Below are 15,957 nucleotides of genomic sequence, written 5' to 3'. Positions count from 1 at the left end.
GTCAAGGCAGGATGCCCACCGACTGTGACGAAGCGGTGATGCTTCAGCTGGCTTTCGGGGCGAAAGGCCGGGGGTGGATGATCGCGCGTTGCCGTTCTTCCTGGAGGAACTTCATGATGATCGGCGCCACGGTTTCCGCGCGGGTCACCAGGAACAGGTGCCCGTCGTCGATCACGTGGAGCTCGGAGTTGGGGATGCGCCAGGCGATCATGCGCATGTTGATCAGCGGGATGATCGGGTCGTCGTCACCGGCCAGGATCAGCGTCGGCTGGCGGATCTTGTGCAGCCAGTGGATGCTGGTCCAGCCGAGGCCGGCGAACAGCTGCCAGTAGTAGCCCATCTTGCCGGAGGAGCGCACCTTGCTGGCGAACGCCATGGCCAGCTTCGGGTCGCGGCGGAAGGCGCCGCCGTAGATGTCCGGGGCGATGTGCACACCATAGGACGGCTGGATGTAGCGCCGCGGGCTGGCCATGCGCCAGAGCACCCTGGGCTTGCCCGGTACCATCACCGCACCGGCGGCGGTGGCGGCGAGGATCAGCTTCTTGCAGCGCTCGGGGTAGTCATGGGCGAACTGCTGCGCCAGGGCGCCGCCCCAGGACACGCCGATGGCCGTCACCTGGCCGTAGTCCAGGTAATCGAGCATCCGCGCGGCCAGCTTGGCCAGGCCCGGGAAGCGGTACGGCGTGCTGGGCGTGGACGAGCCGCCGACGCCGGGGACGTCGAAGGCGATCACCTCCAGGTCCGGGTCCAGCGCGGCGACGAAGGGGAAGACCAGCTCCAGGTTGGCGCCGATGCCGTTGAAGATCAGCAGCGGCGTCATGTGCTTCTTGCCCGGACGCACGGCGGTGCGGATGGTCTGCCCGTCGAGCTCGATGGTGCGGAACTCGAAGGGCTGCGCCGCCGGCGCCTTGCTCGGCAGGATCTCCTCGTCGCTGCGTTTGCTGCGCGCGCGCCGGCTCGTCGGCGCGGCCGGTTCCACGGCTGGCGACGCTTCTGGAGTGGTGGCGTCGTCCACGGCGCCGGCTTGCGGGAGGAGTTCTGTTTTCATCGTTCGTGTACGTAGGTTCCAGGGGCGGCTTCGCCGGCCGGATGGGCCTTGTTGCCCAGCACGGTCGGGGCCTTGCGCGTCTTGCCCGAGCGCTCGGCGAGCCAGTTCTGCCAGTGCAGCCACCAGGAGTCGGCGTGCTTGCTGGCGTTTTCCTGCCAGGCCTTCGGATCGGCCGAGAGTTCCGGGCCGGTCATGAAGCGGGCCTTGGGGTTGCCCGGCGGGTTGAGGATGCTCTGGATGTGCCCGCTGTTGGACAGGATGAATTCACACTTGCCGCCCAGCAGGCGCGCGGAGCGGTAGCAGGCTTCCCAGGGCGTGATGTGGTCGGAGAGGCCGGCCACGCAGTAGAAATCGCAGGTGACCTGCTTGAGGTCGATGGCCGTGCCGGAAACCTCCAGGGCGCCTGCGCGGGTCAGCGGGTTGGTCTTGAACATCTCCACCAGCTCGCCGTGCAGCGCGGCCGGCAGGCGCGTGGTGTCGTTGTTCCAGAACAGGATGTCGAAGGCTGGCGGTTCGTTGCCCAGCAGGTAGTTGTTGACCCAGTAGTTCCAGATCAGGTCGTTGGGCCGCATCCAGGCGAACACCTTGGCCATGTCCTTGCCCTCGAGCACGCCGGACTGGTACGAGCGGCGCTTGGCGGCTTCCAGGGTCTTCTCGTCGGCGAACAGGGCGATCTGGGTGTTCAGCTCGAAGTCCAGCACGCTCACCATCTGGGTGAAGGCATGCACCTTGTTCTCGCCCAGCGCGGCGTAGTGGCCCAGCAGGGTGACGGTGGTGATGCCGCCGGAGCAGGCGCCGAGCATGTTCAGGTCCTTGGCGCCGGTGATGGCCAGGACCGCATCGATGGCTTCCTTGAGCGCCTCGATGTAGGTGGTCAGGCCCCACTCGCGCTGTGCCTTGGTCGGGTTGCGCCAGCTGACGATGAAGGTCTGCACCTGGTTGCGCAGGCAGAAGCGCGCCAGGCTCTTCTCCGGCGACAGGTCGAAAACGTAGAACTTGTTGATCTGCGGCGGCACCACCAGCAGCGGGCGCTCGTGCACGCTCTCGGTGATCGGCTTGTACTGGATCAGCTCCAGCACATCGTTGCGGAACACCACCGCGCCCTCGCTCAGGGCCAGGTTCTTGCCGACCTCGAAGGCTTCCATGTTGACCTGGCTGGGCATGCCGCCGTTGTTCACCAGGTCCTTGGCCAGATGGGTGAGGCCGTCGAGCAGGCTCTTGCCGCCGGTCTCGAAGAAACGTTTGACCGCCGCCGGGTTGGACAGCGTGTTGGTCGGCGCCATTGCCTCGGTCATCAGGTTGATGACGAACTGGCCGCGGCTGATGTCCTGGGCGGACAGGTCGCTGTCGCCGATCCAGCTGTGCAGCTCCTTGCGCCAGGCCAGGTAGGTCTGCAGGTAGCGACGATAGAGCGGGTTCTGACTCCAGGCCGGATCATTGAACCGGCGGTCGTCATCCGAGGGTTTGAGCTCGGACTTGCCGAGCAGCACGTTCTTCAGTTCGAGTCCGAAGTGGGCGACGTGCTTGGCGCTATGGAAGGGCTGCTTGACTGCCTGCAGCAGCACCATCCGGGCAGAGGTGAGCAGGTCCTTGCCCTGAATGCCGATCACCGGGCTGAGATTCAGGGTGTTTTCCGCGGCTTGCTGGGGTAGATCGCTGTTGTTCTTCTGGGTCATCGGCGACGCTCCATTGTCCTGAGACGCATACTGGCGGGGCTCACCTTTCGTGACATGTGGCCAAGTACTGCTCGGGGTTGCGGAACGTGGAGAGGGCTCCACGCGATTCATCTACTTGGCGGCATCACTGGAAGATCAGGAAACCACGCTCTATGCACTGTAGCTCCGTACATTGCACTGCCTTGGTTACCCGAGTTTCCTTCGCCGCGCAAGCTGGTGCAGCGTGGGCCAACTCCTAGGAGTATGTCGGGAAAAGTTAGAAAACGCGCCCTAGAGCGGGGGCATCTCGCCAATCCCCTGACGGCAGCCACGCACGCGACAGTCTGCAACGGGAATGTTGCAAATGGCGTGCCCTGGAAGGATTGCCCGACGAAGGTTGGTGCGCAGGGGCTCTTTCGCAGGAGCGAGCTTGCTCGCGAACCCACCCCTGTTGCGGGGCTATTCGCGAGCAAGCTCGCTCCTACAGAAATGCGGTGGCGTGGGGAGATCCGCGCGTAGGGCGCATAACCCGGAACGGGCTATCCGCCGATGGCATCCATGGCGGATAACGCCTTGGGCGTTATGCGCCCTAGACGGTAGAGCGAGGTGCGGAGCAGTTGTAGGAGCGGATTTATCCGCGATGGGCCTGGCGTAGCCTCAGATCGATCGCGGACGGAGTTCTACGCAGGCGGAATTTCGGCGTTAGCGGCTTACAGCATCAGCTTGACGACAGATTCCGACGGGTCGCGGGATTGGCCGGCCTTCTCCAGCTGCGCCAGGTAGTCGGCCCACATCTCGTCGTGGCGCACGCACAATTCGTACAGGTAATCCCAGGTGAACAGGCCGCTGTCGTGGCCGTCGTCGAAGGTCAGCTTGAGCGCGTACTGCCCGGCCGGCTCCAGGTTGCTCAGGCCGACGTTCAGCTTGCCCACCTGCAATACCGGGTTGCCGTGGCCCTGGACTTCCGCCGACGGCGAATGCACGCGCAGGAACTCGGCGGACAGATCAAAGGACTGCTCCCCGTAAGTCAGCGACAGCTTCTTCGAGGCCTTGTGCAGCTTGATGGCGGACGGGATGCGCATGGGCAACTCCTGGACGGCGATGGCGGCATTGTAGCGCTGGCGCAAACGCAACGGGGCGCCCTGAGGCGCCCCGTTGCGTCGGCGGCTCGCTTAGAGAATGTAGCGCGACAGGTCTTCGTCCTGGGCCAGCTCGCCCAGGTGGCCGTTGACGTAGGCCGCGTCGATCACGATGGCCTTGTCGCTGTGCTCGCTGGCGAGGTCGGCAGCGTCGAACGACACCTCTTCGAGCAGGCGCTCGAGCAGGGTGTGCAGGCGACGGGCACCGATGTTCTCGGTCTTCTCGTTGACCTGGTAGGCGATCTCCGCCAGGCGCTTGATGCCGTCGGCGGCGAACTCGATGTCCAGGCCCTCGGTCTTCAGCAGCGCAGTGTACTGCTCGGTCAGCGACGCGTGCGGCTCGCTGAGAATGCGCTCGAAGTCGCTCGGGCTCAGGGCTTTGAGTTCGACGCGGATCGGCAGGCGGCCCTGCAGTTCCGGCACCAGGTCGCTGGGCTTGGACAGGTGGAACGCGCCCGAGGCGATGAACAGGATGTGGTCGGTCTTCACCATGCCCAGCTTGGTGTTCACCGTGCAGCCCTCGATCAGCGGCAGCAGGTCGCGCTGCACGCCTTCGCGGGAGACGTCGGCGCCGCCGGCATTGGCGCGCTTGGCGATCTTGTCGATCTCGTCGATGAAGACGATGCCGTTCTGCTCCACCGCCTCCAGGGCGCGGGCCTTGAGGTCTTCTTCATTGACCAGGCGCTGGGCTTCCTCGTCGCGGATCAGCTTCATGGCCTCGGCGACCTTCAGCTTGCGGGTCTTGCGCTTGCCCTTGCCCATGTTGGAGAACAGGTTCTGCAACTGGTTGGTCATCTCTTCCATGCCGGGCGGGGCCATGATTTCCACGCCCGAGGGGATGTCGGCGACCTCGATGTCGATTTCCTTGTCGTCCAGCTGGCCTTCGCGCAGGCGCTTGCGGAACAGCTGGCGGGTGTTGGAATCCTCGCGCGGCGGCTCGTCACCGAAACCGGTGGTGCGCGCCGGCGGCAGCAGGGCGTCGAGGATGCGCTCTTCGGCGGCGTCTTCGGCGCGGTATTTCACCTTCTGCACTTCCTGCTCGCGGAGCATCTTGATCGCGGCATCGGCGAGGTCGCGGATGATCGATTCGACGTCACGGCCGACATAGCCGACCTCGGTGAACTTGGTCGCTTCCACCTTGATGAAGGGCGCGTTGGCCAGCTTGGCCAGGCGACGGGCGATCTCGGTCTTGCCCACACCGGTCGGGCCGATCATCAGGATGTTCTTGGGCGTCACCTCGGCGCGCAGCTCGGCCGGCAGCTGCATGCGCCGCCAGCGATTGCGCAGGGCGATGGCGACGGCGCGTTTGGCGTCGTCCTGGCCGATGATGTGGCGGTTGAGTTCGTGGACGATCTCGCGGGGAGTCATGGACATGTACGGGTGCTCCGGAGGGACAGCGGGTCAGACCGCGCTGTCCAGCTCCTCGATGGTCAGGTTCTGGTTGGTGAACACGCAGATGGAGCCGGCGATGTTCAAGGCGGTCTCGGCGATCTCGCGGGCGCTCATCTCGTCGGTGCCTTTCTGCAGCAGGGCCAGTGCCGCTGCCTGGGCGAAGCCGCCGCCCGAACCCATGGCGATCAGGCCATGCTCGGGTTCGACCACGTCGCCGTTGCCGGTGATGATCAGCGAGGCGTCCTTGTTGGCGACCGCCAGCATGGCTTCCAGGCGGCTCAGGGAGCGGTCGGTACGCCAGTCCTTGGCCAGCTCGACAGCGGCGCGCACCAGGTGGCCCTGGTGTTTCTCCAGCTGCTGCTCGAAGCGTTCGAAGAGGGTGAAGGCATCGGCGGTGGCGCCGGCAAAGCCGGCCAGCACTTCACCGTGGTACAGGCGACGGACTTTCTTCGCGTTGCCTTTCATCACGGTGTTGCCCAGGGAAACCTGGCCGTCGCCGCCCATGACGACTTTGCCATTGCGGCGGACAGATACGATGGTGGTCAAGGGTCTTACTCCACACTAGCGGGGCGTTGTGCCCGAATGCAGAGTCAGATGGGGACTGGGAAGGCGGGGTTCAAGTCCTGCGCCGGACGAGTAGCGCGCATTTCGCGCGCCGCCCGTCGGCGCAAGCCTTGCTGCAGCGCAGGATCAGCGGGTCTGGCGCTGCTGTAACAGCAGGTTGCTGAAACCGTTGCCGGCGAGCTGCTTCTGCGCGGCGGAGGCCTTGGCCCGGTCGCCGTAGGGGCCGACCATCACCCGGTACCAGGTTTCGTCGCGCACGGTGCCCGATTCCACGCGGGCGTTCTGGCCCATCATGATGATCTGTGCGCGCAGGTGGTCGGCGTCGGTCTGTTTACGGAACGAGCCGGCCTGCAGGTAGTACTGGGTCGCGGCGACGGCCGGCGGCGGCGTCGGCTTGGCCGGCGCGGTGTCGCTGGCCGGTGCCTGCGGCAGGGCCTGCTTCTGCGCGCTGGCGACCTGGGTCGCGGGCGGCGTGGCGGGCGTCGCCGGCTTGACCACCGCGGGCGGCGGCGGATTCTGCCCGCTCAGCGCGGCCAGGGCGCGCTGGGTGTCGATCTTCTCGGCTTCTTCCTTGGTCGCCACCACCGTCTGAGGCGGTTGCGCCGGCTGCGGCTTGGTGGGCGGCGGCACGGCTTCGGGCGGCACGGCGACTTCCGAGCCCGGCAGCAGGGTGTAGAAGTCGTACTTGGGCTTCACCCCGGTGGGGGTAGCCGGCTGTTGCGGCTGCACGGTGCCGGAGGGCTTGTTGGAGCCGACCACGGTCTTGGGCGCCTCCGGCTTCTCGCGCTTGACGTCGTTGCGACCCGGCTCCAGCTTCATCAGGAACATGATGAAGCCGCCGATGGCCAGGCCTGCGACCAGCCAGACCCAGCCGGGGACCGACGTCTTCTTGGCCGGGGCCTGGTAGCGGCTGGCGCCGCGCTTGGGAGCGGGTTTCTTCTTCGCCATGGGTGCTTACATGCGCTCCAGGGTTTCCAGGCCCAGCAGCTCCAGGCCCTGCTTGAGGGTGCGGCCGGTCAGCGCAGCAAGGCGCAGGCGGCTTTCCTGTTGCGCCGGGTCCTCGGCGGTGAGGATCGGGCAGTGCTCGTAGAAGCTGGAGAACAGGCCGGCCAGCTCGTACAGGTAGGCGCAGAGGATGTGCGGGACACCCTTCACGGCGACGTTGTTGAGCAGGTCGGTGAACTGCGCCAGCTGTGCGGCCAGGGCGATTTCCTGCGGTTGCTGCAGGACAATCTTGCCGCCCACTTCGTCATAGCCCTTGCCCAGCTTGCGGAAGATGCTCGCCACGCGGGTGTACGCATACAGCAGGTACGGCGCGGTGTTGCCCTCGAAGCTCAGCATCAGGTCGAAGTTGAAGCTGTAGTCGCTGGTGCGGTGCTTGGACAGGTCGGCGTACTTCACCGCGCCGATACCCACGGCGTGGGCGATCTGGCGCAGGTCCTGCTCGCTGAAGTCGGGGTTCTTGCCCTTCACCAGGGTGTAGGCGCGCTCCTCGGCCTCGATCAGCAGGTCGATCAGCTTCACGGTGCCGCCGTCGCGGGTCTTGAACGGCTTGCCGTCGGCGCCGTTCATGGTGCCGAAGCCCATGTGCTCCAGTTCCATGCTGGCCGGGACGAAACCGGCGCGGCGGGCGACTTCGAACACCTGCTGGAAGTGCAGGGCCTGGCGCTGGTCGACGAAGTACAGCACGCGGTCGGCGTGCAGCACCTTGTGCCGGTAGCGCATGGCGGCGAGGTCGGTGGTGGCGTAGAGGTAGCCGCCGCCGGCCTTCTGCACGATCACTGGCAGCGGCTCGCCTTCGGCGTTCTTGAACTCGTCGAGGAATACGCACAGGGCGCCGTCGCTCTCGACCAGCAGGCCCTTGGCGGTGAGGTCGGCCACCACCTGGGCGAGGTCGTCGTTGTAGGCGCTCTCGCCCTTCACGTCGGCCATGGTCAGCTTCACGCCCAGCAGGTCGTAGACCTTCTGGCAGTGCGACAGGGAGATGTCGTTGAAGCGGGTCCACAGGGCCAGGCACTTGGGATCGCCGGCCTGCAGCTTCACCACCAGCTCACGGGCACGGTCGGCGAACTCGGCGGACTCGTCGAAGCGCTTCTTGGCGGCGCGGTAGAAGACTTCCAGGTCGTGCAGTTCGGCCTGGGCGTCCACCGGTTGTTCTTCCAGGTAGGCCAGCAGCATGCCGAACTGGGTGCCCCAGTCGCCCACGTGGTTCTGGCGGATCACCGTGTCGCCGAGGAATTCCAGCACGCGGCTGACGGCGTCGCCGATGATGGTCGAGCGCAGGTGGCCGACGTGCATTTCCTTGGCCAGGTTCGGCGAGGACAGGTCGACCACCACGCGCTGGGCCGGGCCGGCCTTGCGCACGCCGATGTGGCCGTCGGCCAGGGCCTTGTCGAGGCTGGCGGCGAGCCAGGCCTGGTCCTGGAAGAAGTTCAGGAAGCCGGGGCCGGCGATCTCGACCTTGGCCACTTCCGGGCTCTGCGGCAGCGCCTCCGCCAGCTGGGTGGCGAGGTCGCGCGGCTTCATGCCGGCGGGCTTGGCCAGCATCATGGCGATGTTGCTGGCGAAGTCACCGTGGGTTCGGTCCTTGGTGTTCTCCACCTGAATGTCGGGCGTCAGGCCGGCCGGCAGGGTGCCGTTCTCGGTGAGGCGGACAAGGGCTTGCTGGATCAGGTGGCGAATCGTGTCTTTCATGGTTTTCTCCGTGCTCGCGTGCATCCGGCGCGCGCGACCGGTTATCGGGCTCAGAACCGCGCATTATCCGTGGCCGGGCATGGCTTGCCAACCGCGGAGCGCTCCAAGTTCAGTCTCGCCGCTGTGCCATCCGTCGCGGCTGATGGAAGTCAATGTAGGACGGATGCACAGGTCCGGAGGGTTTTATCCGTGCGGCGCGTCTGTCAGAAGAGGTCAATCGGGTCCACATCCAGCGACCAGCGTACCTGGCGCCCGCTGGGCATGCCTTCGAGCAGTTGCAGCCACGGCGTGAGCAGGCGATGCAACGGCGCGCGGGCCGGGCACATCAGCAGCAATTGGGCCCGGTAGCGGCCGGCGCGGCGTTCCATGGGAGCCGGTACCGGGCCGAGGAGTTCCACGTCATGGCCGAGTGCGGCCTGCAGGCGCTCGGCCTCGGCGCAGGCTTCGTCGAGGAAGCCCTCGGCCTGCCCCGGCTTGTGCGCCTCGGCGCGCAGCAGGGCGAGGTGCGAGAAGGGCGGCAGGCCGGCGGCGCGGCGTTCGGCCAGGGCCTGGTCGGCGAAGGCGAAATAACCCTGTTCGGTGAGCTGCACCAGCAATGGGTGGTCGGCCAGGTGGGTCTGGATCAGCACGCGGCCCGGCTCCTCGGCCCGCCCGGCGCGCCCGGCAACCTGGACGATCTGCTGGGCCATGCGCTCGCTGGCGCGGAAGTCGGCGGAGAACAGCCCGCCATCGGCGTCGAGGATCGCCACCAGGGTGACGCGCGGGAAATGGTGCCCCTTGGCGAGCATCTGCGTGCCCACCAGGATGCATGGCTCGCCCTTGTTGATGGTGGCGAACAGGTCGCGCATGGCGTGCTTGCGCGAGGTGCTGTCGCGGTCGATGCGCAGCACCGGGTAATCCGGGAAGAGGATGCGCAGGCGTTCCTCGGCACGCTCGGTGCCGGCGCCGACCGGGCGCAGGTCCACGGTGCCGCATTTCGGGCAATTGCGCGGCGGCCGCTCGCGGTGGTCGCAGTGGTGGCAGCGCAGCTCGCCGCTGCCCTGGTGCACGGTCATCCGCGCGTCGCAGCGCGGGCACTGGCTGATCCAGCCGCAATCGTGGCACAGCAGGGTCGGGGCGAAACCGCGGCGGTTCAGGTAGACCAGCACCTGCTGGCCGGCGGCCAGGGTTTCCTTGATCGAGCGCTGCAGCGGCATGGAAATGCCCGAATCCAGCGGCAGGCTCTTCACGTCCAGGCGGTGGAACGTCGGCTGGTGCGCGCCGCCGGCGCGCTGGGTCAGGCGCAGCAGGCCGTAGCGGCCGCTCTGGGCGTTGTGCAGGCTTTCCAGCGCCGGCGTGGCGGAGCCCAGCAGGATGGGCACGTTCTCCAGCCGCGCGCGCACCATGGCCAGGTCGCGGGCGTGGTAGCGCAGGCCTTCCTGCTGTTTATAGGAAGCGTCGTGTTCCTCGTCGATGATGATCAGCCCCGGGTTCTTCAGCGGGGTGAACAGTGCCGAGCGGGTGCCGATGACGATGTCCGCCTCGCCGTCACGGGCCGCCAGCCAGGCGTCGAGGCGCTCGCGGTCGGTCAGCGCGGAGTGCAGCAGGGCGATGCGCGCGTTGAAGCGGCGCTCGAAGCGCGACAGGGTCTGCGGGCCGAGGTTGATCTCGGGGATCAGCACCAGCGCCTGCTTGCCGGCTTCCAGGGTTTCGCGGATCAGCTGCAGGTAGACCTCGGTCTTGCCGCTGCCGGTGACGCCCGCCAGGAGGAAGCTGTGGAAGCTGCCGAAGCCGGCACGCACCGCCTCGAAAGCGGCGCGCTGCTCCGGGTTCAGCGGCAGCTCCGCCTGCGCCAGCCAGGGTCCGTGGTGCGGCGGCACGCTGTGCACGCGCACCTCCAGGCTGACCAGGCCCTTTTCCTGCAGCAGGTCGAGGCTGTCCTTGTTGATCTGCAACTGGCTGAGCAGGTCGTGGGCGACGCCGTGGGGATGCTGCTTGAGGATCTTCAGCGTCTCGCGCTGGCGCGGTGCGCGGGCCAGGCGCGGGTCTTCCTCGCGGGCGCCGGGTTCGGCGTGCCAGAAGCGCTGCTGTCGCGCCTCGGCCGGGTCGCCTTGGCGCAGCAGGTTGGGCAGCGCCCAGGACAGCGTGTCGCCCAGGCTGTGCTGGTAATACTGCGACGTCCAGCGGCACAGCTCCAGCAGGTGCGCCGGCATCGGCGGCTCGCGGTCGAGTACCGCCAGCGCCGGGCGCAGCTTGTCTGCCGGCACGTCGGAGGTGTCCACCTTGTCCACCAGCACGCCGACCATCTCGCGGCGGCCGAACGGCACGCGCAGGCGCACGCCCGGCTGCAGGCGCTGCACATCGACCCCGCGCGGAGGCAGGTAATCGAACAGGCGGCGCAGCGGCGAGGGCAGGGCAAGACGCAGGATGGCGGGTGAGGGCACGCGACGGATTCCGGGGCGGCAAGGAGCGTCGGATGGTAGCATGGGCGATGCGACGGTCGGTCATGCCTGATCTTGCGTTGAAGGCGATCTCTGGTATGATCCACGCCCTTAATTTGCGTGCGGTGCCCGGTAAAAGATCCCGCCCGCGGTCCTTGATGGCCGTGGCTCGGCTTCTGCCAGAGACTGGGTGGCGGCACACCACCAGAGGAAAAGAGCATGAAACCGGAAATCCATCCCGCGTACGAAGAAATCGAAGCCACCTGCAGCTGCGGCAACGTGATCAAGACCCGTTCGACCCTGTGCAAGGCTATCCACCTGGACGTCTGCTCCGAATGCCACCCGTTCTACACCGGCAAGCAGAAAGTCCTGGATACCGGCGGCCGTATCGATCGCTTCAACCAGCGTTTCGCCATGTTCGGCGGCAAGAAGTAAGATCGATTTCCGGAAAGAGCCTTCATGGTTTCTTACGGCATCTCGAAAAAGGCGTCCCTCGTGGGCGCCTTTTTTATGGCCGTCCTTTTTACCCAGGACGCCAACGCCGCTGCCTGCCCGACGCCTTCGTCGCCAGAAACGGTGCGTGTGGCGCGGGTGGTGGACGGTGACACGCTCAAGCTGGCCGACGGACGCAGCGTCCGCCTGATCGGCGTGAACGCCCCGGAACTGGCCCACCACGGCCGCTCCGAAGAGCCCTTCGCCGTGGCCGCCCAGCGCCGCCTGCAGGAACTGGTGGCGGCCAACGACGGCGAGGTCGGCCTGGTCATCGGCCGGCAGGGCAAGGACAAGTACGGCCGCACCCTGGCGCACACCTATGACGCCCGCGGCAACAACCTCGAATCCCGCCTGCTCGCCGAGGGCCTGGGCTACCTTGTAGCTATCGCTCCCAACACCGATCTCGCGGCCTGCCAGCAGGCCGCCGAGCGCGAGGCCCGCGGCACCAAGCTGGGGCTGTGGAAGAAGTCCCCGGTGCAGACGGCCGAGCAGCTTCACGACAGCGGGTTTGCCGTGGTGCGCGGGCGGGTCCGGCAGGTGCAACGCAACCGCGGCGGCCTGTGGATGGATCTCGATGGCCCGCTGGTGCTGCGGATCGAGGCCAGGCTGGTGAGGAGCTTTGACGATGCAACCCTGCGCGACCTCGAGGGTCGACAGGTAGAGGCGCGCGGCTGGGTCATCGACCGCGCCGAGCGCGGTGGCGTGAAACCTGGACAGGCGCGCTGGATGCTGCCTGTGACCGACCCGGCGATGATGGAGGTATTGCCATGAGCGTGCGCTCGTTCGGAATCCTGGCCCTGCTGGCGCTGCTGAGTGTCCTCGGCGGCTGCGCCACCAACCCGGCCACCGGCAAGTCTGACTTCGTGATGATGAGCGAGCAGAGCGAGCTGGAGATGGGCCAGAAGTACAGCCAGGAGATCCTCAAGCAGTACCCGCGCTACGAGGACGCCAAGCTGCAGGCCTACGTCCAGCAGGTCGGCGAGCGCGTCGCCCGCGCCGGTGACCGGCCAACCCTGCAGTACCACTTCACAGTCATCGACACCCCTGACATCAACGCCTTCGCCCTGCCCGGCGGCTACATCTATATCCACCGCGGGCTGATGGCGTACCTGGGCTCCGAAGCGGAGCTGGCCGCCGTGCTCGGCCACGAGGTCGGCCACGTCACCGCGCGCCACAGCGTGCGCCAGCAGAGCCAGTCCAGCGCCTGGAACATTCTCGGCCAGGCCGTGGCCATCGGCACCGGGGTCGGCGCGGCGGCGGACCTGACCAACGTGCTCGGCACCGCCTTCGTGCGTGGCTACGGCCGCGACATGGAACTGGAGGCGGACGGCCTGGGGGCCAAGTACCTGGCCCGCGCCGGCTACGACCCGACCGCCATGATCCAGGTGGTGCGGGTGCTGAAGAACCAGGAAGACTTCGCCCGCGACGAGGCCGCGCGCAAGGGCCAGGCAGCCCAGCCGGTGGGCTACCACGGGCTCTTCGATACCCACCCGGACAACGACCAGCGCCTGAAGCAGGTGATCGGCCCCGCCCAGGCCCTGGCTGGCAACAGCCAGCATGAGATCGGCGCCGAGCGCTACCTGAAGGCCATCGACGGCATGCCCTTCGGCGACTCCGCCGCCAGCGGCGTGCGCCGCGGCCAGAGCTTCTACCATGCCGAGCTGGACTTCACCCTGACCTATCCGGCCGGCTGGGGCATCCTCAACCAGCCCACCGCGCTGGTGGGCTACACCGCCGACCAGCAGGCCTACATCGGCATGAAGCTGGTGCCGCGCGACGGCCAGCTGACCCCGGCGGAATTCCTGCGCAAGGGCGCGGGCGGGCGGTTATCGAACGAAGAAAGCTTCCAGCAGGCCGGCCTCGACGTCGCCACCGGCGTGGTGCCCGGGTCGCCGGCACGCCGCGCGGCGGTGATCTACCAGAAGGACCACGCCTACCTGTTCATCGGTGTGGTCAAAGGTCGCGCCTCGCTGGAGAGCGAAGACGACAATTTCATGCGGGTCATCCGCAGCTTCCGGCCGATGCGCGCGGACGAACAGAAGCTTGCGCAACCGCGCCGGATCGCCGTCATTCAGGTGAAATCCGGGCAGACTGTCGAGCAGTTCGCGAAGGCCGAATCCGGTCCGGAATCTGACTCGATAAATCGTATACGTTTATTGAATGACTTGTATCCAACTGGCCAGCCAAAAGCTGGCGATTGGCTGAAAGTCGTACGCTAGAGGTCTTGACAGCAGGGGCTTGGGCTACCTTGGCAGGTGCGGGGTTTGTGCGTATGCTCGGACCCCCGTCTGTCCAACAAGCAACAAAAGCGGAAGTGCCCAAATGTCTGATCTCAAGACCGCTGCCCTCGAATATCACGCCCAACCCCGCCCCGGTAAGCTGAGCGTCGAGCTGACCAAGCCGACCGTCACCGCCCGCGACCTGTCGCTGGCGTACAGCCCGGGCGTCGCCGAGCCGGTGCGCGAAATCGCGCGTGATCCGGAACTGGCCTTCAAGTACACCGGCAAGGGCAACCTGGTCGCGGTCATTTCCGACGGCACCGCCATTCTCGGCCTGGGCAACCTCGGCCCGCTGGCCTCCAAGCCGGTCATGGAAGGCAAGGGCGTGCTGTTCAAGCGCTTCGCCGGTGTCGACGTGTTCGACATCGAAGTCGACGCCGAGAGCCCGCAGGCCTTCATCGATACCGTCAAGCGCATCTCCATCACCTTCGGCGGCATCAACCTGGAAGACATCAAGGCACCCGAGTGCTTCGAGATCGAGCGCGCCCTGATCGAGCAGTGCGACATCCCGGTCTTCCACGATGACCAGCACGGCACCGCCATCGTCACCGCCGCCGGCATGCTCAACGCCCTGGAAATCGCCGGCAAGCAGCTGGAAACCGCGAAGATCGTCTGCCTGGGCGCCGGCGCCGCCGCCATCTCCTGCATGAAGCTGTTGGTGAGCATGGGCGCCAAGGTCGAGAACATCTACATGATCGACCGCCAGGGCGTGATCCACGCCGGCCGCAACGACCTGAACCAGTACAAGGCGGTGTTCGCCACCGAAACCGACAAGCGCACCCTGTCCGACGCCCTCGACGGAGCCGACGTGTTCGTCGGCCTCTCCGGCGCGAACCTGCTGAGCGCCGAAGACCTCAAGCGCATGGCGCCGAACCCGATCGTCTTCGCCTGCTCCAACCCGGACCCGGAAATCAAGCCGGAACTGGCCCACGCCACCCGCGACGACGTGATCATGGCCACCGGCCGTTCGGACTACCCGAACCAGGTCAACAACGTGCTGGGCTTCCCCTTCATCTTCCGCGGTGCCCTGGACGTGCGCGCCACCCGCATCAACGAAGAAATGAAGATCGCCGCCGCCCTGGCCCTGCGTGACCTGGCCAAGCTGCCGGTACCCAAGGACGTGTGCGACGCCTACGGCGTGAGCGCCATCGAGTTCGGCCGCGAGTACATCATTCCGAAACCGATGGACAAGCGCCTGATCACCATCGTCTCCGATGCCGTGGCCAAGGCTGCCATCGAGACCGGCGTGGCGACCCTGCCGTATCCGAAGCATTACCCGCTGCAGTCGGTGGAAGACGTCTTCAAAGGCTGATTCCGTCTGACATGAAAACCCCGCCTCGGCGGGGTTTTCTTTTTTCAGCGTACGAAACGAAGAGTTACCTATTACTGACTGAAGGCAGGGGCCTTCAGAAAGTGCCGGACTATCCTTCCCCGCTCATGCATTGACGCGTCCGCTGCCCCGGAGCGGGCCGGGCGCATGGGGGACATCATGAATCGCACATTGCTGGCAGTCGCCGCCCTGGCGGCCAGCGCCGGGCTCATCGGGTGCGCCGGCGCGCCATCGATGAGCTGGGAGCGGGTAGGGGATTCGGCGCAGCGCGCCGTGACCAGCGCCGACGTCTGGGCTCCGGTGGCCGGCGCGGCGGTGATCGCCGCTGGCGGCTGGGACCATTCCTGGCAGAAATCGGCGAGCAACCACGACTGGTTCTTCGGCGGCGACGCCAACCAGGCTGCCGACCGCATGCTCAACCTGGCCACCGGTCTGAGCGTCGTCACCGCCCTGGTGGCCGCTCCCAAGGACGCGGGCAGCGAGGAGACGTGGAGCTGGCGCGGGCGCAACCTGGCGCTGCTGACGGCGGACCGCTACGCGGTGACCGGCTTCGTCGAGGAGGCCAAGGAATGGTCCGGGCGCGAACGGCCGGACGGCATTCCCGACGACTCCTTCCCGTCCAAGCACACCGCCGTGACGGCCGTACACACCAGCTTCACCCGCCGCAACCTGGACTACATCGACATGGACCCGACCTGGCGCTACACCGCCAAGGCCGGGCTCTACACCCTCGACGGGCTGACCGCGCTGTCACGCGTGGAAGGCGACAAGCACTACCCCACCGATGTACTGGTGGGGATGGCGGTGGGCAACTTCTTCGCCAACTTCACCTACAACCTGTTCCTCGAGGGGCCGCCGAGTGAGCGCTACAACGTCGCGGTGGTGCCCGAAACCGGCGGCGGCATGAGCCTGCGCGCAGCGATGCTGTTCTGAAGTTGGCGCGG

Annotated in this window: 13 protein-coding genes; 5 read left to right on the top strand and 8 right to left on the bottom strand. The window is 66.7% G+C overall.

Annotated features, from left to right (window positions below; genetic code table 11):
- Positions 1-43 precede the first annotated feature (43 nt).
- The 8 genes from phaZ to ACNFIA_RS00690 all read right to left on the bottom strand — a co-directional run bounded on the left by phaZ (position 44) and on the right by ACNFIA_RS00690 (position 10,957).
- Positions 44-1,048, bottom strand: a complete 1,005-nt coding sequence (gene phaZ, locus ACNFIA_RS00725; RefSeq protein ID WP_259758867.1) for a poly(3-hydroxyalkanoate) depolymerase — start codon at positions 1,046-1,048, stop codon at positions 44-46.
- A complete protein-coding gene (phaC, locus tag ACNFIA_RS00720; RefSeq protein ID WP_259758869.1) occupies positions 1,045-2,724 on the bottom strand; it encodes a class II poly(R)-hydroxyalkanoic acid synthase in 1,680 nt (559 codons plus the stop codon). The genes phaZ and phaC overlap by 4 nt, the downstream gene beginning before the upstream one ends.
- Before the next feature lie 689 nt (positions 2,725-3,413).
- Positions 3,414-3,785 (bottom strand): DUF971 domain-containing protein, encoded by a 372-nt coding sequence (locus ACNFIA_RS00715; protein WP_259758871.1) that lies wholly within the window; start codon positions 3,783-3,785, stop codon positions 3,414-3,416.
- A gap of 90 nt (positions 3,786-3,875) precedes the next feature.
- Positions 3,876-5,216: an ATP-dependent protease ATPase subunit HslU gene (gene hslU, locus ACNFIA_RS00710; RefSeq protein ID WP_259758873.1), complete on the bottom strand. Its 1,341-nt coding sequence runs from the start codon at positions 5,214-5,216 to the stop codon at positions 3,876-3,878.
- A gap of 27 nt (positions 5,217-5,243) precedes the next feature.
- Entirely contained in the window at positions 5,244-5,780 is a 537-nt protein-coding gene (gene hslV, locus ACNFIA_RS00705) for an ATP-dependent protease subunit HslV (protein WP_259758874.1), read from the bottom strand.
- A 144-nt stretch (positions 5,781-5,924) separates the two neighbouring features.
- Positions 5,925-6,746, bottom strand: a complete 822-nt coding sequence (locus ACNFIA_RS00700; RefSeq protein ID WP_259758876.1) for an SPOR domain-containing protein — start codon at positions 6,744-6,746, stop codon at positions 5,925-5,927.
- Positions 6,747-6,752: 6 nt separating this feature from the next.
- On the bottom strand, positions 6,753-8,492 hold the full coding sequence (argS, locus tag ACNFIA_RS00695; protein ID WP_416782547.1) for an arginine--tRNA ligase: 1,740 nt from the start codon (positions 8,490-8,492) through the stop codon (positions 6,753-6,755).
- 203 nt (positions 8,493-8,695) lie between these two features.
- Positions 8,696-10,957, bottom strand: coding sequence for a primosomal protein N' (locus ACNFIA_RS00690; RefSeq protein WP_259758878.1), 2,262 nt, complete (start codon positions 10,955-10,957; stop codon positions 8,696-8,698).
- A 174-nt stretch (positions 10,958-11,131) separates the two neighbouring features.
- Here ACNFIA_RS00690 and rpmE point away from each other — a divergent pair, with 174 nt between their 5' ends.
- The 5 genes from rpmE to ACNFIA_RS00665 all read left to right on the top strand — a co-directional run bounded on the left by rpmE (position 11,132) and on the right by ACNFIA_RS00665 (position 15,946).
- Complete coding sequence (gene rpmE, locus ACNFIA_RS00685) at positions 11,132-11,347, top strand: 50S ribosomal protein L31 (RefSeq protein WP_017520174.1); 216 nt, start codon at positions 11,132-11,134, stop codon at positions 11,345-11,347.
- Positions 11,348-11,422: 75 nt separating this feature from the next.
- Positions 11,423-12,175, top strand: coding sequence for a thermonuclease family protein (locus tag ACNFIA_RS00680; RefSeq protein WP_416782546.1), 753 nt, complete (start codon positions 11,423-11,425; stop codon positions 12,173-12,175).
- Positions 12,172-13,623, top strand: a complete 1,452-nt coding sequence (locus ACNFIA_RS00675) for a M48 family metalloprotease (protein WP_416782545.1) — start codon at positions 12,172-12,174, stop codon at positions 13,621-13,623. The genes ACNFIA_RS00680 and ACNFIA_RS00675 overlap by 4 nt, the downstream gene beginning before the upstream one ends.
- A 103-nt stretch (positions 13,624-13,726) precedes the next feature.
- Complete coding sequence (locus tag ACNFIA_RS00670) at positions 13,727-14,995, top strand: malic enzyme-like NAD(P)-binding protein (RefSeq protein WP_259758882.1); 1,269 nt, start codon at positions 13,727-13,729, stop codon at positions 14,993-14,995.
- 177 nt (positions 14,996-15,172) lie between these two features.
- Positions 15,173-15,946 carry a phosphatase PAP2 family protein gene (locus ACNFIA_RS00665; protein ID WP_416782544.1) on the top strand — a complete coding sequence of 258 codons (774 nt, stop codon included), beginning with the start codon at positions 15,173-15,175 and terminating at the stop codon, positions 15,944-15,946.
- Positions 15,947-15,957 lie beyond the last annotated feature (11 nt).

This window comes from Pseudomonas sp. NY15437, from assembly GCF_048068435.1.
Classification (GTDB): Bacteria; Pseudomonadota; Gammaproteobacteria; order Pseudomonadales; family Pseudomonadaceae; genus Pseudomonas; species Pseudomonas nitroreducens_B.
Note: the sequence above shows the minus strand (reverse complement) of the source record. Positions and strands in the feature narration are given on the sequence as shown.

Coding starts and splice junctions, on each gene's coding strand:
- phaZ (WP_259758867.1), bottom strand. CDS start 1,048: ATGAAAACAGAACTCCTCCCGCAAGCCGGCGCCGTGGACGACGCCACC.
- phaC (WP_259758869.1), bottom strand. CDS start 2,724: ATGACCCAGAAGAACAACAGCGATCTACCCCAGCAAGCCGCGGAAAAC.
- ACNFIA_RS00715 (WP_259758871.1), bottom strand. CDS start 3,785: ATGCGCATCCCGTCCGCCATCAAGCTGCACAAGGCCTCGAAGAAGCTG.
- hslU (WP_259758873.1), bottom strand. CDS start 5,216: ATGTCCATGACTCCCCGCGAGATCGTCCACGAACTCAACCGCCACATC.
- ACNFIA_RS00700 (WP_259758876.1), bottom strand. CDS start 6,746: ATGGCGAAGAAGAAACCCGCTCCCAAGCGCGGCGCCAGCCGCTACCAG.
- argS (WP_416782547.1), bottom strand. CDS start 8,492: ATGAAAGACACGATTCGCCACCTGATCCAGCAAGCCCTTGTCCGCCTC.
- ACNFIA_RS00690 (WP_259758878.1), bottom strand. CDS start 10,957: ATGCTACCATCCGACGCTCCTTGCCGCCCCGGAATCCGTCGCGTGCCC.
- rpmE (WP_017520174.1), top strand. CDS start 11,132: ATGAAACCGGAAATCCATCCCGCGTACGAAGAAATCGAAGCCACCTGC.
- ACNFIA_RS00680 (WP_416782546.1), top strand. CDS start 11,423: ATGGCCGTCCTTTTTACCCAGGACGCCAACGCCGCTGCCTGCCCGACG.
- ACNFIA_RS00675 (WP_416782545.1), top strand. CDS start 12,172: ATGAGCGTGCGCTCGTTCGGAATCCTGGCCCTGCTGGCGCTGCTGAGT.
- ACNFIA_RS00670 (WP_259758882.1), top strand. CDS start 13,727: ATGTCTGATCTCAAGACCGCTGCCCTCGAATATCACGCCCAACCCCGC.
- ACNFIA_RS00665 (WP_416782544.1), top strand. CDS start 15,173: ATGAATCGCACATTGCTGGCAGTCGCCGCCCTGGCGGCCAGCGCCGGG.